This window comes from Olivibacter sp. XZL3 (genome assembly GCF_004368405.1).
Lineage (GTDB): Bacteria > Bacteroidota > Bacteroidia > Sphingobacteriales > Sphingobacteriaceae > Olivibacter.
In genome coordinates this window covers 1-20,216 of sequence record NZ_SBJH01000027.1, presented here as the reverse complement: position 1 = coordinate 20,216, position 20,216 = coordinate 1, and the positions used below count along the sequence as shown (strand labels likewise).

Here is a 20,216-nt window from a genome sequence, read left to right as displayed (position 1 = left end):
GAGCTATTTATGCCAAAGTAACACTTCTTAACATGATGCTTTTCCTTGTATTCATTTTTAAAGTTTCAAACTAACGATCTGAATACTTGTTAAATTGATAATGAAGCTTCCTATCGCAGGACGGAACTAGTTGTTCACGTCCTTTTAAGCGCTGGCTTACGCAGACTTCATTCGCTGTTGTTTATAATGGTTATTTCATTTTTAGCGCAATAAGTACTGTTCTCCTACTAGCTGTGCAGCATTTAACCGAGAACGTTCTATAGCTTGCGAAAGTAAAGTTAAATAGAATTTGTTGCTAAAGAGAGGCAATAAACGACAAAACCAGGGGATATTACGGCAGCCCCTTACTACAGAAAATGATATAAAGTGATTGATTTCGACAATATTAGAACTTATATTTGCGTATAATAAGCGTAACCAATTTAAAGAAGCCGCAAGGATCTTATGCCATGAAACATATCTCAATTCTGATTCCGGAGGGACATACCAGCATCACGAACATCGAAGGTACGCATCAGATCTTGTCGGAAGTAAACGAGTGTCTTGTGAGGGCTGGCAACGCTCCGCTTTTTGATATCAAGCTTGTAGGACTCAATCCAAACGCTAGCCAACGGAACGGCGTATACACCATTAAGCCGGACTTACTGATAAGTCAGGTAAGTAAAACGGATTTAATTATAATCCCGGCCATGTTGGGCGACTTGAAGAGCGCGCTGGCTCTTAATGAGGCCTTTATTCCTTGGGTTGTCAACCAATATGCCCAAGGCGCTGAAGTGGCAAGTTTCTGTGTAGGTGCTTTCTTTCTTGCCGCGACCGGTTTATTGGATGGTAGACGATGCGCAACGCATTGGCGGTTTGCTACCGAATTCAGACGGCTGTATCCAAATGCACGCCTTGTAGACGATAAAATTCTGACAGAAGATCGAGGGATATATACCAGCGGAGGCGCCTATTCCTATACCAACTTACTGCTGTATTTGGTGGAGAAGCATGCTGGACGGGACGTGGCCATACTCATTGCCAAAACGTTTATGATCGACATCGATCGGCATAGCCAGTCGCCATTCATTGTGTTTAGCGGTCAAAAAGAGCATGAAGATGAGCTCATTATAAAAGCCCAAGAGTTTATAGAGAAGAATTTCCAGGGAAAGATTACAGTAGATCAGTTGGCTGACATGCTAGCTTTAGGTCGGAGAAGCCTCGAAAGAAGATTTAAGAAAGCAACCAGTAATACCGTAACGGAATATATACAGCGCGTAAAAATAGAAGCCGCAAAAAAGCAGCTTGAAACAAGCCGAAAAACGGTGAGCGAATTAATGTATGAAATTGGCTATACAGACACCAAGGCCTTCCGCTCGACATTTAAAAAGATTACGGGTTTGTCGCCGATAGAATACCGAAACAAGTACAATAAGGCGTCTGTTCCCGTTCTGTTGACTTAAAGTGGCAATCTGACAAAGGACTAAGTTATTTTACTATTGCTCCTCCCTTTACCACCTTTAAGACCCTGTGTTCATCTTTCGAGATCAATTTATTTCTCAGCGAAGAACCATATATAATTCTTTTCTTGATACTTTTATTCCGTCTTCCGGCACTTTTATTCCGTCTTCCGTTACCGTGTTACATCTTGACATTCTATTTTTGTCCAAAATTATTTTGAATGAGTCTAAATACCAATTGTGTGGCATCATAAAGAGATATTGGTAAGACAAACCGGATCGCAATCAACTGATAAGTGACGAATTTTTATTTTTACACATTGCTTTTTTACTCAACATCTTCTTCGGAACACCAACGCAGAAGAAACACTGAAAGGCTTACGGCGGTGTAAACAATAAAGACGGTCAACCTATAAAAAAGCAAGTGGTTTGATTCAAAATAAGAATGTTACCAGTTAAATCGAGGCTTGCTGGACATTTAGACTTTCGTCATAAACAGGCGCTTCTTGACAGGATCTATTAGGCGCCGTAAGGTCGGATGTTTCCCCAGCAAAAATTCCAAAATCCGAGCCAAAGATGCGTCGTTTTGTTTTGGGATTTGCCTTAATAATTGGAAGAAACGATAAAATACATTAATTTAGATCATTTAAAAAGAAAATATGAAAAAGCTATTATTACCTGCATTATTACTCTTTGGCTTAAATACACAGGCGCAACAAAATAGTAACCCTTTGTTATCTGCTGATTTTTGGAAGCCAACAACAACCGTAGAACAAGTAAAAGCCGAAATAGCTAAAGGTTATGACCCTGCAGAACCGGGGCCAGCTTCTTGGGATGCCACATCACGAGCCATTCTGGCGGGTGCGCCTTTGGAAACCATCAAATTTATGGTGGAACAAGAGGGAAATGGCGTGAAGAGAAAAACACATCACAGCCGTTCCTACTTGCAATGGGCTGCCAGTAAAGGCGATGTGGAAGTCATCAAATATTTGATTGATCAAGGTTCAGATATCAACTATGCCGATAGTCATGGAGATGCCGTAGCAACTTCTGCAGCATCGGGTGCGCATAAAAACCCAGCTGTTTTTGACGTGCTGTTCGCAGCGGGAATCGATCCGAAAGCAAAGTACGATGGCGGGACAACGCTGCTGTTGTTAGGTGTCTCCGGTGATAAAGAACTGAAACTCACAGATTATTTTGTCTCTAAAGGTCTTTCTATTCAAGATAAAGACAGTTATGGCGCCTCAGCAACGGATTATGCTGCACGTGCGGGTGACCAGGAATTGATGGAAAATTTGATAGCTAGAGGTGTAAAACCAACGAATAATGCACTTTTCTTTGCTTCTCAAGTAGGTAGAGGACCGTCAAATGGTTTGGACACCTATAAATATCTGGTGGAAACATTAAAATTAGACCCTAAAGCGGTCAATGCAAAAGATGGTGCCAATGTTTTGCATAACCTGGTTCGTCGTCCGGATGCTGAGATCATCAATTATTTTTTGGAAAAAGGTACGGATGTCAATAAAAAGGACAATGAAGGCAATACTGTATTGATCAACGCCGCTTCCGGTAGGGATTTGGCCGTGATTGAAACCATCTTGGCTAAAACTGCCGATATCAATGCACAAAACGCAAAAGGCGAATCAGCATTGACCAAAGCCGTTGCTACGGGTACTTCCGACGTAGTAGCATTTTTACTGGATAAAGGTGCGGATATCAACGTGACCGATAAAGACGGAAACAACCTAGCTTACTATTGGTTCAATTCGTTCAGAGAAGGCGGACCTGGTTTTGGAGGACCACAGGGTAATAACCGGTCGCAAAAAGATGAGTTTGCGGCGAAATTGGCTATTTTTAAAGAAAAAGGTTTTGATGTGGCAAAACCACAGCAAGATGGAAGCTCTTTGTTCCATATCGCCGTTGCTAGAGAAAGTGTCAAAATGATTGATAAAGCGGCAACATTAGGTGCTGACATCAATGCACAAGATAAAGAGGGTATGACTGCCTTGCACAAAGCCGCGTTAACAGCAAAAGACGATGTAATCTTGAAGAAATTGATCGCGCTGGGTGCCAAAAAAGATTTGAAAAGTGAATTTGACGAAATGGCTTATGATTTGGCGAAAGACAACGATTTCCTGAAAGGGAATAATGTATCGTTGGATTTTATGAAGTAATAAGTGTTTTCTTGCGGGACCTGACGGGTTTTCAAATCTGTCAGGTTTCATCAAATTTGATAAAAATGACCGGTTAAACAAGTAGCCGATTAATCGATTCAATATAAAATAAATAAAAGATATGTACAAAATATTAACAAGCCTTGTATTAAGTCTGTTTCTGGGTAGCCAATCGTACGCGCAGAGCAGTAGTTACAAGTGTATGATCCAGATGAATGCCTATCAAGGTGAAGCCGCTTACGTGGTGATCTCTCTGATCGATGCGAATGGTGGATACGAAAAGACCTTGGCTGTTTTAGGGCCCGACAAACAGTGGTATAATACGTTGAAAGAGTGGTACAAGTTCCAAACCAAAACAAAAGAAAAATTGAGTGCCGTGACCAGTGCCTCCATTGCTGGAGGAGACAGAGCCGTAAAAACGATCAATATCGAAAATGCAAAGCTCAACAAAGGGTACAAACTACGCTTTGAATCGGCCGTAGAAGAACAAAAATACCATACAAAGGATATCGAAATCCCGTTGACTACACAAGGACTTACCGAGCGGGCCACTGGTACCGGTTATATCCGTTTTGTTAAACTTAATAAAGTGCAATAGAGGGAAATGGTCTTAACCGTATGGCGATATGCCCATTTGGCTTTAGCGATTTTCTCTTCGGTTTTTCTACTCATCCTTGCACTGACAGGGATTATCCTTGCGGGAAACGCGGTGTACGAAAAACTTCCACCACTTAAAGTGGAAAATTTTGACGAGTTAAATCTGGCGCAGGTCCTTCCCTCCCTGCAACAGGTTTATCCAGAAATAATCTCCCTCTCTGTTGATCACCGCGGGTTTGTCAGTATTGATGCCATTGACGAAGATGGAAATACCGTAAAGGCCTTTATCGACCCGAATACAGGTGAGCAGCTTGGTGAAATAAAACCTCAGAGTGCATTTATCAACTGGACAACCGCCCTGCACCGCTCCCTTTTTCTTAAAGAAACCGGTAGGACGATCGTCGCTGTGGTCTCCTTTCTGTTGATTCTGATCAGTGTCAGCGGCGTCGCACTCATCTTAAAACGCCAGCAAGGCTTCCGTCATTTCTTTGCTAAGATACAGAAAGATTTTTTTGCCCAATATTTCCATGTGGTCACCGGACGGTGGGCATTGCTCCCTATTTTGTTGATTTCCGTTACCGGAACGCTACTTTTCCTCCTCCGTATGCATATTTTTCAGCGCGAGCCCGAAGTGGTAATCTTACAAACAGCAACGGACGGTTCGGACAAGGCCCAGCCAGTATCGGATTTCCCGATTTTTAAATCGACATACTTAAAAGACGTAGAGCAAATCGATTTTCCGTTTATTCCGGATGATCCGGAAGAATATTACGTACTCAAACGGAAGGACAGAACGTTGAGCATTCATCAGATAACGGGAGAAATTATCGAAGAGGCTATTGTCCCTAATGTAAAAACATGGGAGCAGTGGAACCTGAATATGCACACAGGGAGGACCAATATGTTGTTGGCAATCGTCCTCGGTTTGGCATCGGTCAACATATTGGCCTTTATCTATTCCGGTTTTGCTATCACCTTTAAACGGACACGCACTAAAGCTAGAAACAAGTTTAAGTCCGAAGAAGCTGAAATCGTGATTTTATATGGTTCGGAAAATGGTAGCACGGTCTTTTTTGCAGATAAAATACATCGGCAGCTGATTCAGGCCGGTAGCATGTCCTATATCGCTGGAATGGATCAATATCAGGTTTTTCCTACGGCAAAACAATTGATTATATTAACCTCGACATACGGTTTGGGTGATCCACCGTCGAATGCACGGAAGTTTGAAACCTTAGTAAAACAACATCCACAGAATCATCCCGTCCAGTATGCCGTCGTCGGTTTTGGTTCGAAAGCTTATGCAGACTATTGTGCTTTTGCAAAAAAAGTAGATCAATTGCTGTCCGAGGAAGAATGGGCGTCCCGCTATCTGTCATTGTTCTTGGTGAATGATAAATCAACGGATGAGTTGTTAAGCTGGATTCATGCGTATAGTGAAAAATCGCTTTTACCTTTGGCAACGGCGGCTTCGGTGTATAGTGAAAAGCCGATGAAAATGCATAAATGGAAGGTAGTCGAGAAAACCGAGGTGAGCGAACACAATGCGACGTTTAAGGTGGTTTTTGATTCCCAGTCGGGAATTGGATACCGTTCGGGTGATCTTTTCGCCATTTACCCAGCGAATAATCACAGCGAGCGCCTTTATTCCATTGGTAAATGCAACCGTAAAATGCAGCTGATCGTCAAATTGCATGAAGGAGGATTGGGCTCCGGATATCTATACAACCTGAAAGTTGGAGAAGTAATTAAAGCTCGCGTGATGCCCAATGAACATTTTCACTTCCCGAAAAAGGCCTCTTCAGTGGCCATGGTTTTCAACGGAACGGGTATAGCGCCTTTTTTGGGCATGATCGATGAAAACCGTGGAAAGATTCCCGTGCATCTTTACGGTGGCTTTCGGCACGATAACGATTGGGTTGGCACGTATAAGGCTTTTGCGGAAGCCCAGATATCGAAGAAGAAATTAACGGATTTCCATTTTGCCTTTTCTAGAGAGACGGACGCTCAATACGTGATGCACCTGATCGAAAGAGACGGCGTCAGGTTTGCCTCGCTGCTGAAAGACCAGGGCGTACTGATGGTATGTGGCGCTTTGGTGATGCTGCGTGACGTGGAGATTTGCTTAGATAAAATTCTGCTCCAGTACAACGGAAAACCGTTGGTATTTTATGTGGAAAGAGGACAGGTTCTTACAGATTGTTATTAAAAATGTTGGCCAAAACAGTCGTTTTCTTCGTTTTTATTCAAGTAACAGCGCTCAACATGGGCGTTGCGCAGGTGCAGCTAAGCCGTGCAATAACCTTAATGGGATCCCGTTTTGAGGTCACGGTGGTGGATCAAGATTCTGCTGCCGCAAATAAACACATTGATATGGCCGTTACCGAGATTGAACGAATTGAAAACCTGATTTCAGAATGGCGACCGCATACGCAAGTTTCGGAAGTGAACCGTAATGCGGGTATAAAACCTGTCAAGGTAGATAGAGAGGTATTTGAACTAACGCAGCGCGCTATCTTCTTCTCGGAACAATCGGACGGCGCTTTTGATATCAGCATTGCGGCGATGGACAAGATATGGCGCTTTGATGGTACGATGGACAGCATTCCCTCAGCAGCGGAAATCCTCCGATCAGTTGAAAAAGTGGACTATCGGGCTATTCAACTTGATAGCGTCAATCAGACGATTTACCTAAAGAAAAAGGGTATGAAGATTGGCTTCGGCTCGATCGGAAAGGGATACGCGGCGGATAGGGGAAGGACTTTGCTAATGGAGAACGACGTGCCCGCAGGTCTTGTCAATGCTTCCGGCGATATTTCCGCTTGGGGAAAGCAGGCAAACGGAAAACCGTGGCGCATCGGCGTGTACAATCCTTTCCGACCAGGGAGGATGGCCAAGGTGCTTAAAATCGGCAACAGTGCTATGGTTACATCAGGTAGTTATGAAAAATATGTGGAATTTGACGGCATGCGTTATTCCCATATCATCAACCCGAAAACAGGTTATCCTTCCACGGGACTAGTAAGTGTAACGGTTTATGGCCCTTCGGCTGAATTTGCCAATGGTTTGTCTACGACTATTATGGTTCTTGGTAGAGAACAGGGAGAAAAGCTTCTGAAATCATTTCCTGCTTATAAAGCTATTTTAATTACCGAGAACGGTAGTGTGCTCCATTCTTTATAATTCTATTATATCACGCTCCACAAGAGCGCAACCCGAAGAGCCGCTTTGAACGGATTCTGGAGACCCTTCAGGATGACAAGACCAAGGACGTCATTGACGTGGTGACCAAACTGCTGTCATCAAATTCAACGAAATAATCGCGGAGGATCAGAAAGACGAAGAACGCTGGCATAAAAAAAGGAGACATTTACCAGTGTCTCCTTTTCGTAGACCCTAAGGGAAGAATATCGAACCATTTTATTGATGATTTAAAACGGTTAGCTGATATATGAAATTATTAGCTACTTTATTTTCTCCTTTGACTATTAATAGGAACAAACTTAGTTGAGTGTTGATAGTCGCTTGTTGTTGTTTAATAAACGGGGGGATAAAACGTATCAATACTAAACAACGCTTTTAAATTCAATTTAAAAAACCGTTGTTTAGCTAATCTTAAGAACAGGTATATATTCCTTTTTGAAAATTATCCCAATACTACGTGCTAAAAATAAGAATATTGTAGTAGAACAGCATCCACCCATCTCGTAGATGGTAATTTTTATTTTCTCAGTCATAACTATTAACTTTTTGAAGGATGACGGAGAATGGAAGAAAAAGATACGGAATTTTAGATTATTTTTTTCTATGCCTTGTAAAGTGTCACTTTATAGCTTTTAATGCAACCCATTTTGTAGCTTTAAGTGCGGCGTTATAAGTTTAGATCAACAATTAGTAATAGGGGACGGATAATGCAATTAAATTGGCCAAGTAAAATTTATAGTTTTTATTTTACTCATATTGTTCCTAATTGCACGAGGTATTTGTTGCGCAATTTCAGTTTGGGCACGAAAGACGACAGCATAGATTCGGGTAAATACCCGAAAATAATTCCAACAATGTATATGTGTGATGATGAATATGTTTTGCATAAATGGCTATGCTATCTCTCCATAAATTGTAACCAGTTGCGAGGAAAGTCTGGTATTGTAAATTTTCTGCCTCGTAAAGGATTTGTTCAAATCATAGCCTATTACATGCTTCGTACGGAAAGTCCGGCAATGCTTTTTACATGCTCATGGTAACGCGACCTATGAGTTGGTACAACAGGATACGTTCCTCTGTATCGGGGGGCATTTGACATTCCCATAACTGCAAAACACACAGCAGTCCCCTTGCAGGGGTTTTAAACGTTGGTGACAATTTTCGCATTCGTAAAAATATTGACACGCGTCCGTGGGCATGGTCTCTTCCTTTTTATGTTGACATAAAGGACATGTAATGGTAGATTGAAGAATTATGCTTTTATTTATCATCTGTCTTTATACTTTTTACCTTATAACCGGTTTCATTCTCCATCGCGATAGACAATTGTGCCGGGGATATCAGTGATCTATCAAATTTTACGATGGATTCACCTTTTTCATAAGAAGTGCGCACTTCCTGTACACCTTTCTTACCATGTAAAACTTGGTTGATATGGCCCTCACATGCAACACAGCTCATTCCCTGTACCTCAAGTACGGCACTACTAACGGTCTGGTTGTCGGTTAACATTTGTTTTGTAGGGACTTTCTGAAGAAATGAGGTGTAATAGGGAAAGGTTGACAATAAAATGGAACCAGCAGCAATGATCCAGAGAAAAATTTTAGATTGCCACATGCTCCTTTTCTGCTCACAACCACATGCATCTTTCTGTTCGGATTTATACGCACGGTAGAATGCAAAACCCAAAATCAATGCTGTTGCACATAATAAATAACGCCTGATAGCGGCAATCCAACTGAATGCCGAAACGGCTCCCATCGTACCTCCTATTATCGCCAAAAACGGAACAATGCAGCAAAGGGAAGATGTCAGGGCAAGAAAAACCCCTGATCCCATAAGCACTTTATTGTTTTTTATCTTACTCATGTTGTTTCGGTTTTTAAATTGATCTGATTGATGGTCCTAAAGAATGGACGTAATAGTTTGAGATGCTCTACTCTCAGGGAATAGAAAATAGTCTGACCTGTTTTACGCGATTGAATGATGTTTCCATCCCTCATCTTCCGTAGATGTTGTGAGATAGCAGGTATACTCATCCCCAGGATATCGCTCAGATCACAGGGACATAGCTCTCTTTCATTTTCAAGTAGGTAAAGAATCTTCAATCTTACTTCATTGCCGGCCAGGGAAAGAATGCCTGACAGCTGTGCAAATGACTTTTCATTTGCTGTAATTTTTTCACGGCAACCATTTATCTGTTCAGGGTTAGCATATTCACGTATACAAATATTCTTTTTTTCCATATCCTATATCTGAACACCAAAAGTAATAGTATATTAGTATTTAAGCAAATTCTTAAATACATTTTCGATTTAGCGGTATAAACGTCTGTCAGTGATTTCCATTCGTATCAATTTGACATTCCTTGTTTTGAAATATTACAAACACTGATTATGACATTTTTTAACCTGTAAGAAAGATCAGCATGGCCATAGATTAATAACATTGAAACGAACAAACCACTTTGCAATATTAAGTTCCTGAGCAGATATGAGCTTTATTCATATATCTGTGAAGGTGAATATAATGTCCCAGCAAAGGGCGCATACTTTGATGAACTCCATTATCTTACATCCTTATTGCTATATGAAATCAATTTAGTGATACCTGCACGGTTCGGATAAGGAAATCAGAATAATCGGGTAAACTATAGTTTAAATGGATATTATTACGACGATACGTCATATGAAGACATAGATTTATCCCTTTACCTACTATAATTGACTGTACACCAATAAAATTTCCAGAAAATAGCCCATTACAGGCCCAGTTCTGCGGTGATAAAGTCCTTGGTGCCGGCAGGGCCAGTTATGGATAACCACGAAGCCGACATATCGCCCGAAACTTTGATTCCGAAATCAAAGAAATCACAACATAACCGCTCTGTTTTTATAAACTCTGTTAGCTCCGTTAAAACACTATCATCCCCTTTGAATTTATAACTATACCCGTTGGAAAGTTCCATTTTCTCCAGGACCTGTTTTTTCAGACTGGCAATAACTGTCGCCTTCCGTTGCTGTATTTCAGGGCTTGTCAGCTTACAGGTCAGCGGGCGGGCATCACCACAGCCGTCTGCGCAGTTTGGCGTACACGATTCTGTTTTCTTCTTTTTCATGACACTTTTTGTTGTGTTTCTGTTCTGTCCGAATGCGGCCAGCGTAATTACCATCATTGGTAAAATAAGGATGTATTTCATAAATGTTATTGAACTGTTCGGGGTGCATAGTAAATGATACAGACACCGATCAGCGCTATCGAAGCACCGATAATGTCATAGCGGTCGGGTCGAAATCCGTCTACCTTCCATGCCCATAACAAGGAAAGGACAATGAAGATACCGCCATAAGTAGCATATACGCGGCCAAAATTAGCCGTCTGCCACGTAGCCACTATACCATATAGGGCGAGGATAACCCCACCTACAATACCGTACCAAATAGACTTATCTTCTTTTAACCATAGCCAGATCAGGTATCCCCCGCCGATTTCACATATTCCGGCAAGTAGGAATATTATTAATGATTTTAGTACCGCCATATTATCATGTAAATAAAAATTATATTTGCAAATATAAACTATGGAGTATAGTCTACGGTCAAGTAATTTTTTAAAAAAAGATGTTAATAGGCGAATTGGCAGCAAAATCAGGTCTTTCCAGGGACACGATCCGTTTCTACGAGAAGCAGGGGTTGATCACTATTGAAAGAAAGCAGCGACGGAATAATAATTACAAGGAATATTCGGAAGAAATCCTTAACCGTTTACTGACCATTAAACGGTTGAAAAATTTTGGTTTTACCTTAAATGAATCAGCAGTTATTCTAGACATGATTGAAATAAGGGAAGCAACCTGTAGCAATGTAAGTGAGATGATCGAAAAAAAAGTTCAACTTCTGGATGCGAAAATCCTTGACATGGTTGCCCTTCGCAATCAATTGATAAATGGTGTTAAAAAATGTGTTAGTTGCTGCAACCCGGCTACTCCCGAAGATAATTGTCCGATATTGATTTCGGATGGCTTTCTTTAAAAGCGATAAATCAGATATTTCATATCGATCGCTATAAACCGGAACAGTATTACATTTAGACAATTTCATTACATCATTATCAGAAGTTATAATTCGTTTAAAGGCTTACAAGAAGATTTCAAAGTGCAACCGATAAAATTACCAAGTTTATCGAGTTCAACCACACAGCACTCGTAAATAGGCTCCAACAGACGAGCCCTGGCACATAAAATTCTCGATTTTGTTGCACTTAAGCTTAGCCCTAATTGTTGGGCAATCTGTTTATGGGATAAGCGGTCGAGTTCTGCTAATTTAAGGGGAATAGCGTATCTATCCGGAAGCATAGCTAACATCGGATCCATATATTTTTGAACAAGCTCTTCTAGTTCTTTATTTGACTCGTCAACTATTGAATAATTTATAGCTGGCAGACAATATCTCAGCCTCTTTCTTAACCTGACGAAAATGATCAGCCAACGTAGTCCTAGCTACTTGATAGAACCAAGCTCTGATATTTTTCACATCCGTCCCGTTCTGATGGGCCACAGCGGCTTTTAGCATAACCTCCTGCACAAGTTCTTCGGCTAATGCTACATCTTTGGTCTGATTGATCAGATAACCTTTCAATTCCTTATAGTAAGCTGTGATAACTTCATTGATATCGCAGCATTCGCTCTGGTTACATGAGCTATTTTTTCTATTGACTATCACTGTCATTGCTACTTAGATATTTTGAAGGAGGAGCCTTGAAGACTCCTCCAAAAATTTCACATTGAACTATAACAATTTGATGATTCACCCTCCTTTAAAAATTTCTTTACATAGGGAGCAATCTCCCGGATTTCGCTCGGACTATCACTATTATCCGTGTATCCCTGCAAAATCAGTTCAATAAATATTTGTTCTGTAGGTTCTGTAGAAACTCCACCCTTCCAATGCCATTGGCGTTCTTCGCCATTACTTGAGATGTGTTCTGGATACAGTAAAGTATTGCCTACCCTAATTGTCGGAGAGGAGCTTATTCCCAAACGTTTAGCTTCATCAATGGTCGTTATAAAAAGGTTATTAAGTACCAAATGTACATCGAGTTTTCGAAAAACAGGTTGCAGCAGCTTTACGGCATTTAGAAGTGTTTCATGAACCTTATCACAGGTTGCGCAGCTCTTTTTTCCTTCTTTTTGCATGTCCACTTGAATTAAGTTTACATCTAACAGTTTTACAGATTCTTTTGCGTTGTCCATAACATAAATAGTTGTTTAATACTTACTAGACTTAGCACAGCTTAATAAGACGCAAAAAAATATCATTTTGTTGATAAACAACACGATCTCGTTACGGTGTATATGTAATTATCGGTTTCATTTTTCTCGATTATACCGCATTCGAAAAATTTTTGCCGCAGTAACTTTCTTCCCCTTTGTATTCTTGACTTCGTAGCTGTAAGCGTTAAACCAAGGCTTTTTGCTATTGCCTTTTGCTGGATATTTTCAAGGTCAGCAAGTCTTACCGGTTCGGCATATTTTACCGGAATTAATTGCAAAAGTGGCTCTATCCATCGTCGGGCATTATGGGTTTCGATCGATGGCCAGCCGATTGCTGGTGATTCCGGTTGCAGCTCTGTAAACCTTGCGGCGTCTTTCTTATAATCGTAAATCGTATTCTTCGCAATCTGACATAGCCAAGATTCAGTATTTTTAATATCTGCTTTCTTAAGACAATATAGATACATTTTCACCAAAACTTCGTTCATGATCTCTTCAGTATCCAAGTATTGGGGCGAGCGCTTATATACAAATCCTTTAAGTTTATCTTTTTTTTCGTGCCAAATTCCTATTACATCGCATTTCATATGTAAATATTTTGTTCTTTAAAGGCCCTATGGAATATCCAGATTATTTTCATTGGCGTTTGGGTTTGGTAATCATGGATATTTCATATTATTGATTTTTTTTAATAAGCTTCGCGCAACATGTCTGCAAATTCATTTGGCAATGGACTATCTTCTATTGCCTTTGCTGCTACTTGAACATCATAGTCAAAACGCATAAAATCAACGGTTAAGGTCTCAGGATCAAGCAAAGATGTTGTTGCTGTTAATTCTAACAAAACATAACATCCCTGCGGATTCCCATCCTTAGGTTTCCCCACTGAACCGGTATTGATTACGTGTAGATAATTTGCCCCTGTGGATTTAAGCACGCGGTGATACGGTTTATGAGAATGGGCCACACATAAAATAGAAGCATTGCTTTCTATCATCATCGCTAAAACATCTTCTTCAGGGGTATCGACTAATACATACTCGTCGTTCCTCCTGGTGCTGCCATGCACCATTAAGACATCAAACTTTTCATCCGCAGTTTTATATTCTAAGCGTATATGGGCCGGCAGATCACGAAGGTATTTCCTATTAACATCATTAATTAGCTGATAAGCGTAGTTTTTACCAAGGGCTTCAATAGCCTCCTTTGCCTCCAAAACACCAACTTTGGCATCATGGTTTCCTGCAAGGACGGGTATTTTTTGAGAACGAATAAGCTCGATCACCTCATTTGGCCAAACATTATAACCAACAAGATCGCCTAGGCAATAAATTGCATCTACCTCTCTGTTATTTAAATCTGTAAACATCGCCTCCAAAGCAGGCAGATTGGCATGGATATCTGAAAAAAGTGCAATCTTCATTAGCTTAAATTAGTTAACCGTTACGTAACATATCTGCATATCCGTTTGGAAGAGGGCTATCTTCTACCGCCTTCGCCGCTTTTTCTACATCATATTCAAAACGAACAGATTCAACCGTGATACTTTCTTTTTCTCTCATACTGCTATCGGGATTAAGCGTGAGTATTACGTAGCCACCCCTAGGATCACCATCTTTCGGTTTTCCAATCGATCCAATGTTAATGGCATGCAAATAACGTACGCCGCCATCTTCATCGTTTACGGAAAGGATACGATGATACGGTTTGTGGGTATGGCCAAAGCACATCACGGAAGCTCCTGTCTGTTCCATAATTCGGATCATGCTTTTTTCTTCTCTGTCTTCAAAAAGATATTCGTTCACTTTTCTGGGACTTCCATGTACCAAAAGCACATCCATCTTATCGTCGTTCAGCTGAAACTCCAACCGGATATGTGCAGGCAAAGTACGAAGATAAGCGCGTTGATCATCCTTCACGGCTTCATTGGTATAGGCAATGGAAATTTTGCCCATAGCTTTCTCTTCATCTGTTTTGTAAGCGCAACCGCAGTCGTCACTGCTTCTACCGATACCAAAATCGTAATTCCCGGCAATCGTAGGAATACCTCTCTTTCGGATTTCATCGATTACTTCATTGGGCCAGATATTATACCCTACCAAATCACCCAAACAATAAACCGCATCTACCTGCCGGTGTTCAAGATCCTCAAAAAATGCTTCCAATGCGGGTAGATTAGCGTGGATGTCGGAAAAAAGTGCAATTTTCATTTTCTTTAATGGTTTAGATATTCATTTAGTTCATTTACAGTAGCACGCGCAGATCTTCCTACCCCTATCAATGTGGCAGAAGCAAAGCCCGTCCAGTTTCCATAACCTACGAGCCATAGTCCGGTTACCTCCTTTGCACGTGTACCCTCGGTAACTACGCGCCCATCGACATCGGTTATCCCCAATTCATTCAAGTGTTTAGTTGCATACTTAAATCCGGTACACCAAACGATTATATCAAAGTCTTCCCTTTCGTTAGATTCCCAGATCACCCCAGTTTCCGTGAGTGCAATAAAACGTCCTTTGCCGTGTAACGCATCCCGTTCGCGAGCCTCCACTACGGACGGGATCATCACGATATTTGCCAGGTCATACTGTTTCGTATCAAGAGGTTTACCTTCTTTCAAGGCTTGATACTTAGCAGTAGCAACGTCAAATAACACCCGGCCGTCTACTTCATCGGGCAGAAATGTTGGTGGTGTTAGGGTAGACCAAACCGTATTCGCCGCCTTCGAAATCTCGGCCAATAGCTGCGCACCGGAATTACCTCCGCCCACCACCAGCACTTTTTTACCGTGAAAGTCCTCTGCATTGGCATAATGCGCCGAATGAAGCTGCTTCCCTTTGAAGGAGTCAAGCCCTTCCATGTTCGGAATAAAAGGGCTGCCCCAGGTGCCCGTTGCAGAAATAAGCGCCTTGCAGAAATAATCGCCACTTGATGTACTAAGTGTATACCTATTATCAGTTTTTTCAACTTTCTCTACTTTAACAGGTCGCTCAGCAGGTATTTTATATTTCTCTTCGTAAGCCTTCAGGTAGGCAATCGCCTCGGCTCTTGAAGGGAACTTACCGGAAGATTCAGGCATCAACCAACCGGGTAGAGAGCTGAATGCAGCCGGTGAAAACAATGTAAGTGATTCCCACCCATGCTGCCATGCTCCTCCGGGCTCGTCCTGCTCATCGAGAAGAATATAATTCAATGCGGTACGTCGCAAGAAATAAGCACAGGCAAGCGCACTTTGCCCACCTCCGATTATAATCACATCGTAGTTTTTATTTGATACGCCCATACTTAAGAAAGCACTGTTTTGGTATAATATTTCTTTCGGAACCAGAATGCGAGGTTCACAAGAGCGATCAGGGCGGGAACCTCTACCAAAGGGCCAATAACCCCCGCAAAGGCTTGGCCGGAATTGATCCCGAACACACCTATCGCTACCGCAATTGCAAGCTCAAAATTGTTTCCAGTTGCTGTGAAGGCGATTGAAGCATTTTTTGAGTAGTCGGCTCCAAAACGTCTAGCAATTACGAAACTGAATATGAACATAAAGGCAAAATAAATTACCAGCGGTATGGCTATCCTTACTACATCCATGGGTATCTGTACGATCAACTCACCCTTCAAGCTAAACATAACTACAATGGTGAATAACAAGGCAATCAAGGTAATGGGTGATATAAAAGGAACATATTTTTCTTGAAACCATTTTTCGCCTTTCAATGCAATGAGCGCATATCGACTGATTACCCCCATCGCAAAAGGAATCCCCAGATAAACACCAACACTTTTGGCTATTTCACCGATGGTGATATTTACTTCAGCTCCTTCAATTCCGAATAAAGGAGGTAGTACCGTAATAAAAATATAGGCAAATACACTGTAAAACAATACCTGAAAAATACTATTGAGGGCTATGAGACCCGCTGCGTATTCGCGGTTTCCTTCGGCAAGCTCATTCCAAACCACCACCATAGCGATACAACGCGCCAAGCCGATCAGAATCAGACCGATCATATATTCTGGGTAATCCCTTAAAAAGGTGATGGCCAAAAAGAACATCAGGAGCGGACCTATTACCCAATTTAGTATAAGGGATACACTGAGCACTTTTACATCTTTGAATACTTTACCGAGGTTCTCGTATTTAACCTTTGCCAGCGGTGGATACATCATCAATATGAGCCCAACGGCTAAAGGTATGTTGGTTGTGCCACTTGAGTAAGAATTAATAAAGGAAGCGGTAGAGGGTATAAAATAGCCCATACCAACGCCGATAGCCATTGCAAGAAAGATCCACAAGGTTAGGTAACGGTCAAGGAAACTGAGTTTTTTGCGGCCGGTAGCCGGTGCACAATTATTTGCTGACATATCTTTCATCGTTTACATGTTCTTCAATAAAGTCTTTCATATAGGCTTTTACCAGATCTCTTACAGCCCTGAATTCATTAAGAACTTCTTCGGAAGTACCTACGGCTTTTGCAGGATCGGGAAAGTTATGATGGAACTTCTGCGCCTTGGTGGGAAAGTATGGGCAGCTTTCCTTTGCATTATCACATACGGTAATGACATAGTCAAAATCGATATGGCTGTATTCATCCACAAGATTAGAGGTATGCCCGGAGATGTCAATGCCATCCTCTTTCATCACTTGTATGGCTTTTGGATTGACACCATGGGTTTCAATACCTGCGCTGTATATTTCTGCCTTTCCCTGAGCGAAGTGCCTTAAATAACCTTCTGCCAGTTGGCTCCGGCAGCTATTGCCGGTACATAATACCAATATCTTCTTCATTGTGCTTTTTTGTCTTATTTAATCAATTCCTATTGTCTTACTCCGGCGTTCCATTAATGTAGTGTCACGCCAAGTGTTTCCGTGCTTTCCAACCTTTTCCCGGTAACCTAGTTGCCGAAAGCCATGCTTTTCGTGCAGGCGGATGCTCGCTTCATTTTCCGGAAAAATGCCTGATTGAAGTGTCCAGAGACCTTGTTTTTCGCTACTTTCTACGAGTGCGTTCATCAAAAAACCACCCACGCCTTTTCCGCGATAATCCTCGTGTATATATATACTTACTTCCGCCACACCGGCATAAACACAACGACTTGAAACAGGCGATAGCGCTGCCCATCCTGCGATGTGCCCATCAATACTTGCTATAAAACGGGAATGCTTGAGATGCGATCCATCCCAATCCTCCCAACTCGGTGCTTCTGTTTGAAAAGTAGCTTGGCCGGTAGCTATCCCTTGTAGATAAATAGTTTTTACAGCTGGCCAGTCTGTGTCATTCATTGTTCTTAGTTCCATTAGTCGGTCTATAGTTTAGCAGCATCCTGACCCCGGTGTACAACTTTGAACGGTCGCTAAATTGACCATCTCGCTTTTGCTTTCTTCTTCCTGAACCGGCACACAGCACTCTTCGCCTTTATCATTGGTGCCGCAACTGCCTCCACGACCGATGGCCTTACATTGGGTAGCATCAGGGATAAGATTAACAATGAGGTTTTCACCTTCCAAAACCAACTCACCTGGGTACATTTGGCGGGTGTCAAATTCCGAATTACCAAATTCTATCTTGACAATCCCAGAAGGATTTAACGGAAGAGATTTTTCTACCAACGCTACAATCGACAGGGCTTTGCCTACCGTCATTGCTCTTTCTGAGTCGCCGGTAAGGGGTTCCCAAAGCTGCACAATTATTTCTGTCCAGGCATTCATCACGCCTCCGCAGTCTACGGAGGTAATAGGAGCTTGTTTGATCTCTGTAATATGGTAAGAAGCATCTACCCATTTATTATCGGCATATTGAAACTGTAAGGTGGCTTCCTCATTTTTAGTCAGTTGGGCTTTGAACTCGCCCCAGTTCATTAGATCTTTCGTATTCATAATATTGCAATTTAACGATATATTAATATAAAATTTTTTAACAACACTCGTTGCTAACGATATAACCTTTTAAAAAAGTTCCGATGGTTTCTTTCAATAACCCCCAATTTTCTGGATGAATACAGTAGCATACACTGACTCCTTCAATAGTACCCTGTATTAATCCTGCTGTTTTAAGCTCTTTTAGATGCTGGGAAATGGTTGCCTGCGCCAAGCCGAGTTCTTCCACCAGATCTCCATTGATACATGTTTTTGAGGCCATGATGTATTGCAAAATAGCAATACGCGCTGGATGACCCATTGCCTTCAATAGAACAGCTAGTTTATTCTGCTCTTCCGTAAATATTTCTGTTCTGGTAACTCCCATGCTTGACTATTTAATTGCAATATTACGATAATTATTAAGTAACTACAAGTTCTTTGAAAAATTATTATTAAAAAAATATTCTATAGTTATGACGAACCGATTCTTCAATATCAAGCTCTAAATTTATCTGGTGATTGCTTTGACCAATCAAAATTAAATTGGAAGGAAGTACGACGAATACTAGGCTGAATGTATTGCGCGCAATCTTTAAAAATATCTAAAAGAACATAAAAGGCACTTATGGCGCCGCAAAAAAAAGCCCCTTGATTTTCGATGAAAATAGAAGGGACTAAAAATTGATATATGCTAAGTTCTCAGCTATATAACAAATCTATCGCCTTTTTAAATTTGTCATTGATGCTCTTCTCTTTAGCGTACCTCACCAAACATTTATTAAAAAAGATAGCGTTATGGTTAAAGCACAACTGTTCTGCAAAAACATGTCGGCTTTTGATCATATCGTACTTCAAACGTTTAATGAGTTTTTCCGTTTCCCCTGCAAGATGAAGCCAAAAGCTAAATGTTATGATACTTTTATTGCTCCATTCGCTTTCGTAAACTGCTCTATTTTCAGGTAGCCTAACGCAAAAGGATGATGTATATTCCAAAAGCGGTGCTATTTCTTCGGGAAAAAGCTGATGTATCAATTTGGCTTTATCCGTGTTTGTTAATTCATCTATCGCCTTCATAATAAAATTTGCGCTCTTTGTACGGTTGCGCCTCCGCTTAAGTTAAAACATTAATTCAATGCAGCTGCGCCCACCTGTGCAAAGCCGTTGCAAAGATCAAAGGCCGTTTGTGTCTGTTGTTGGGAAATTCCCCACATAAGGGACTTTAGTTTGTTTTCTCCGCTACCGTAATCATGAACATTTTGCAGATAGCCCGTGACCGCATTATAACAGCCATACAGCGTCCCATTTGTTGTTGGGTCAATCTGAGAAGGGTTATTAAAAGCATAGGCTAAAACAGCATCAATCTTTTTATTGAAATGGGTCGATAGTTCCTCCTGTTTCCCGCTAAATATTTTGTCCAATGCCTCTTTACTGGGAGCTAAGGCCAATTGTATCAAGCGTTTGAGATTGGTGTCCGTAATACGGACTTTTGACCAGTGGTTGAAAATCTCCTGAAGCTCACAACTAACCGTGTGGCTGATCCCTAACAGCTTATGCGCCTTTTTCAGCTTCTCGTGTGCACTGGCTGTATGGCGTATCTTTGTAAATCGTCAGCAAAAAGTGGACACGATATTTTAAAAACTTAAGGAGTGTTTTCATCAAAAACGTTAGATTTAATT

The 20,216-nt window shown here is 41.3% G+C and carries 25 protein-coding genes; 6 read left to right on the top strand and 19 right to left on the bottom strand.

Features of this window, described 5'->3' with window-relative positions:
• Window positions 1-449 precede the first annotated feature (449 nt).
• The 5 genes from EPX21_RS07455 to EPX21_RS07435 all read left to right on the top strand — a co-directional run bounded on the left by EPX21_RS07455 (window position 450) and on the right by EPX21_RS07435 (window position 7,393).
• Complete coding sequence (locus EPX21_RS07455) at window positions 450-1,442, top strand: GlxA family transcriptional regulator (RefSeq protein WP_134089046.1); 993 nt, start codon at window positions 450-452, stop codon at window positions 1,440-1,442.
• A gap of 656 nt (window positions 1,443-2,098) precedes the next feature.
• Window positions 2,099-3,613 carry an ankyrin repeat domain-containing protein gene (locus tag EPX21_RS07450; RefSeq protein ID WP_134089045.1) on the top strand — a complete coding sequence of 505 codons (1,515 nt, stop codon included), beginning with the start codon at window positions 2,099-2,101 and terminating at the stop codon, window positions 3,611-3,613.
• A gap of 121 nt (window positions 3,614-3,734) precedes the next feature.
• A complete protein-coding gene (locus EPX21_RS07445) occupies window positions 3,735-4,211 on the top strand; it encodes a DUF2271 domain-containing protein (RefSeq protein ID WP_134089044.1) in 477 nt (158 codons plus the stop codon).
• A 6-nt stretch (window positions 4,212-4,217) separates the two neighbouring features.
• A complete protein-coding gene (locus EPX21_RS07440; RefSeq protein WP_134089043.1) occupies window positions 4,218-6,419 on the top strand; it encodes a PepSY domain-containing protein in 2,202 nt (733 codons plus the stop codon).
• 2 nt (window positions 6,420-6,421) lie between these two features.
• The gene (locus EPX21_RS07435; RefSeq protein ID WP_134089042.1) at window positions 6,422-7,393 is read left to right on the top strand and encodes an FAD:protein FMN transferase; all 972 of its coding nucleotides are present in this window, start codon (window positions 6,422-6,424) and stop codon (window positions 7,391-7,393) included.
• Window positions 7,394-8,460: 1,067 nt separating this feature from the next.
• Here EPX21_RS07435 and EPX21_RS23350 read toward each other — a convergent pair.
• The 5 genes from EPX21_RS23350 to EPX21_RS07410 form a co-directional block, all read right to left on the bottom strand.
• Window positions 8,461-8,685 (bottom strand): GDCCVxC domain-containing (seleno)protein, encoded by a 225-nt coding sequence (locus EPX21_RS23350; protein WP_134089041.1) that lies wholly within the window; start codon window positions 8,683-8,685, stop codon window positions 8,461-8,463.
• Entirely contained in the window at window positions 8,675-9,283 is a 609-nt protein-coding gene (merTP, locus tag EPX21_RS07425; protein WP_134089040.1) for a mercuric transport protein MerTP, read from the bottom strand. The genes EPX21_RS23350 and merTP overlap by 11 nt, the downstream gene beginning before the upstream one ends.
• Window positions 9,280-9,660 (bottom strand): metalloregulator ArsR/SmtB family transcription factor, encoded by a 381-nt coding sequence (locus tag EPX21_RS07420; RefSeq protein ID WP_134089039.1) that lies wholly within the window; start codon window positions 9,658-9,660, stop codon window positions 9,280-9,282. The genes merTP and EPX21_RS07420 overlap by 4 nt, the downstream gene beginning before the upstream one ends.
• Before the next feature lie 515 nt (window positions 9,661-10,175).
• Window positions 10,176-10,613 (bottom strand): hypothetical protein, encoded by a 438-nt coding sequence (locus EPX21_RS07415; protein WP_134089038.1) that lies wholly within the window; start codon window positions 10,611-10,613, stop codon window positions 10,176-10,178.
• A gap of 5 nt (window positions 10,614-10,618) precedes the next feature.
• Window positions 10,619-10,954 carry a YnfA family protein gene (locus EPX21_RS07410; protein WP_134089037.1) on the bottom strand — a complete coding sequence of 112 codons (336 nt, stop codon included), beginning with the start codon at window positions 10,952-10,954 and terminating at the stop codon, window positions 10,619-10,621.
• Between the two features lie 80 nt (window positions 10,955-11,034).
• Here EPX21_RS07410 and EPX21_RS07405 point away from each other — a divergent pair, with 80 nt between their 5' ends.
• Window positions 11,035-11,445, top strand: coding sequence for a MerR family transcriptional regulator (locus EPX21_RS07405; protein WP_134089036.1), 411 nt, complete (start codon window positions 11,035-11,037; stop codon window positions 11,443-11,445).
• Between the two features lie 86 nt (window positions 11,446-11,531).
• Here EPX21_RS07405 and EPX21_RS23425 read toward each other — a convergent pair whose 3' ends face one another.
• The 14 genes from EPX21_RS23425 to EPX21_RS07335 form a co-directional block, all read right to left on the bottom strand.
• On the bottom strand, window positions 11,532-11,768 hold the full coding sequence (locus tag EPX21_RS23425) for a sigma factor-like helix-turn-helix DNA-binding protein (protein ID WP_370450942.1): 237 nt from the start codon (window positions 11,766-11,768) through the stop codon (window positions 11,532-11,534).
• Window positions 11,769-11,826: 58 nt separating this feature from the next.
• A complete protein-coding gene (locus tag EPX21_RS07395; protein WP_134089034.1) occupies window positions 11,827-12,141 on the bottom strand; it encodes an RNA polymerase sigma factor in 315 nt (104 codons plus the stop codon).
• Between the two features lie 50 nt (window positions 12,142-12,191).
• Window positions 12,192-12,665 (bottom strand): DUF2703 domain-containing protein, encoded by a 474-nt coding sequence (locus EPX21_RS07390; RefSeq protein ID WP_134089033.1) that lies wholly within the window; start codon window positions 12,663-12,665, stop codon window positions 12,192-12,194.
• A 62-nt stretch (window positions 12,666-12,727) separates the two neighbouring features.
• Window positions 12,728-13,273 carry a sigma factor-like helix-turn-helix DNA-binding protein gene (locus EPX21_RS07385; RefSeq protein WP_134089032.1) on the bottom strand — a complete coding sequence of 182 codons (546 nt, stop codon included), beginning with the start codon at window positions 13,271-13,273 and terminating at the stop codon, window positions 12,728-12,730.
• Window positions 13,274-13,374: 101 nt separating this feature from the next.
• Window positions 13,375-14,109 carry a metallophosphoesterase gene (locus tag EPX21_RS07380; protein ID WP_134089031.1) on the bottom strand — a complete coding sequence of 245 codons (735 nt, stop codon included), beginning with the start codon at window positions 14,107-14,109 and terminating at the stop codon, window positions 13,375-13,377.
• A gap of 13 nt (window positions 14,110-14,122) precedes the next feature.
• Window positions 14,123-14,896, bottom strand: coding sequence for a metallophosphoesterase (locus tag EPX21_RS07375; protein WP_134089030.1), 774 nt, complete (start codon window positions 14,894-14,896; stop codon window positions 14,123-14,125).
• Between the two features lie 5 nt (window positions 14,897-14,901).
• Window positions 14,902-15,966: an ArsO family NAD(P)H-dependent flavin-containing monooxygenase gene (locus EPX21_RS07370; protein ID WP_134089029.1), complete on the bottom strand. Its 1,065-nt coding sequence runs from the start codon at window positions 15,964-15,966 to the stop codon at window positions 14,902-14,904.
• 2 nt (window positions 15,967-15,968) lie between these two features.
• A complete protein-coding gene (gene arsB, locus EPX21_RS07365; RefSeq protein WP_134089028.1) occupies window positions 15,969-17,045 on the bottom strand; it encodes an ACR3 family arsenite efflux transporter in 1,077 nt (358 codons plus the stop codon).
• Window positions 17,032-17,469, bottom strand: coding sequence for an arsenate reductase ArsC (locus EPX21_RS07360; protein ID WP_134089027.1), 438 nt, complete (start codon window positions 17,467-17,469; stop codon window positions 17,032-17,034). The genes arsB and EPX21_RS07360 overlap by 14 nt, the downstream gene beginning before the upstream one ends.
• A gap of 18 nt (window positions 17,470-17,487) precedes the next feature.
• A complete protein-coding gene (locus tag EPX21_RS07355; RefSeq protein WP_134089026.1) occupies window positions 17,488-17,979 on the bottom strand; it encodes a GNAT family N-acetyltransferase in 492 nt (163 codons plus the stop codon).
• A 15-nt stretch (window positions 17,980-17,994) separates the two neighbouring features.
• Window positions 17,995-18,558 (bottom strand): DUF6428 family protein, encoded by a 564-nt coding sequence (locus EPX21_RS07350; protein WP_134089025.1) that lies wholly within the window; start codon window positions 18,556-18,558, stop codon window positions 17,995-17,997.
• A gap of 37 nt (window positions 18,559-18,595) precedes the next feature.
• Window positions 18,596-18,925, bottom strand: coding sequence for a helix-turn-helix transcriptional regulator (locus EPX21_RS07345; RefSeq protein ID WP_134089024.1), 330 nt, complete (start codon window positions 18,923-18,925; stop codon window positions 18,596-18,598).
• A gap of 314 nt (window positions 18,926-19,239) precedes the next feature.
• The gene (locus tag EPX21_RS07340) at window positions 19,240-19,614 is read right to left on the bottom strand and encodes a hypothetical protein (RefSeq protein WP_134089023.1); all 375 of its coding nucleotides are present in this window, start codon (window positions 19,612-19,614) and stop codon (window positions 19,240-19,242) included.
• 50 nt (window positions 19,615-19,664) lie between these two features.
• Window positions 19,665-20,135: a DUF932 domain-containing protein gene (locus tag EPX21_RS07335; protein ID WP_255502039.1), complete on the bottom strand. Its 471-nt coding sequence runs from the start codon at window positions 20,133-20,135 to the stop codon at window positions 19,665-19,667.
• Window positions 20,136-20,216 lie beyond the last annotated feature (81 nt).

Coding starts and splice junctions, on each gene's coding strand:
- merTP (WP_134089040.1), bottom strand. CDS start 9,283: ATGAGTAAGATAAAAAACAATAAAGTGCTTATGGGATCAGGGGTTTTT.
- EPX21_RS07345 (WP_134089024.1), bottom strand. CDS start 18,925: ATGGGAGTTACCAGAACAGAAATATTTACGGAAGAGCAGAATAAACTA.
- EPX21_RS07360 (WP_134089027.1), bottom strand. CDS start 17,469: ATGAAGAAGATATTGGTATTATGTACCGGCAATAGCTGCCGGAGCCAA.
- EPX21_RS07405 (WP_134089036.1), top strand. CDS start 11,035: ATGTTAATAGGCGAATTGGCAGCAAAATCAGGTCTTTCCAGGGACACG.
- EPX21_RS07390 (WP_134089033.1), bottom strand. CDS start 12,665: ATGGACAACGCAAAAGAATCTGTAAAACTGTTAGATGTAAACTTAATT.
- EPX21_RS07355 (WP_134089026.1), bottom strand. CDS start 17,979: ATGGAACTAAGAACAATGAATGACACAGACTGGCCAGCTGTAAAAACT.
- EPX21_RS07370 (WP_134089029.1), bottom strand. CDS start 15,966: ATGGGCGTATCAAATAAAAACTACGATGTGATTATAATCGGAGGTGGG.
- EPX21_RS23350 (WP_134089041.1), bottom strand. CDS start 8,685: ATGATAAATAAAAGCATAATTCTTCAATCTACCATTACATGTCCTTTA.
- EPX21_RS07395 (WP_134089034.1), bottom strand. CDS start 12,141: ATGACAGTGATAGTCAATAGAAAAAATAGCTCATGTAACCAGAGCGAA.
- EPX21_RS07380 (WP_134089031.1), bottom strand. CDS start 14,109: ATGAAGATTGCACTTTTTTCAGATATCCATGCCAATCTGCCTGCTTTG.
- EPX21_RS07450 (WP_134089045.1), top strand. CDS start 2,099: ATGAAAAAGCTATTATTACCTGCATTATTACTCTTTGGCTTAAATACA.
- EPX21_RS07455 (WP_134089046.1), top strand. CDS start 450: ATGAAACATATCTCAATTCTGATTCCGGAGGGACATACCAGCATCACG.
- EPX21_RS07350 (WP_134089025.1), bottom strand. CDS start 18,558: ATGAATACGAAAGATCTAATGAACTGGGGCGAGTTCAAAGCCCAACTG.
- EPX21_RS07340 (WP_134089023.1), bottom strand. CDS start 19,614: ATGAAGGCGATAGATGAATTAACAAACACGGATAAAGCCAAATTGATA.
- arsB (WP_134089028.1), bottom strand. CDS start 17,045: ATGTCAGCAAATAATTGTGCACCGGCTACCGGCCGCAAAAAACTCAGT.
- EPX21_RS07375 (WP_134089030.1), bottom strand. CDS start 14,896: ATGAAAATTGCACTTTTTTCCGACATCCACGCTAATCTACCCGCATTG.
- EPX21_RS07410 (WP_134089037.1), bottom strand. CDS start 10,954: ATGGCGGTACTAAAATCATTAATAATATTCCTACTTGCCGGAATATGT.
- EPX21_RS07445 (WP_134089044.1), top strand. CDS start 3,735: ATGTACAAAATATTAACAAGCCTTGTATTAAGTCTGTTTCTGGGTAGC.
- EPX21_RS23425 (WP_370450942.1), bottom strand. CDS start 11,768: ATGCTTCCGGATAGATACGCTATTCCCCTTAAATTAGCAGAACTCGAC.
- EPX21_RS07415 (WP_134089038.1), bottom strand. CDS start 10,613: ATGAAATACATCCTTATTTTACCAATGATGGTAATTACGCTGGCCGCA.
- EPX21_RS07435 (WP_134089042.1), top strand. CDS start 6,422: ATGTTGGCCAAAACAGTCGTTTTCTTCGTTTTTATTCAAGTAACAGCG.
- EPX21_RS07385 (WP_134089032.1), bottom strand. CDS start 13,273: ATGAAATGCGATGTAATAGGAATTTGGCACGAAAAAAAAGATAAACTT.
- EPX21_RS07420 (WP_134089039.1), bottom strand. CDS start 9,660: ATGGAAAAAAAGAATATTTGTATACGTGAATATGCTAACCCTGAACAG.
- EPX21_RS07440 (WP_134089043.1), top strand. CDS start 4,218: ATGGTCTTAACCGTATGGCGATATGCCCATTTGGCTTTAGCGATTTTC.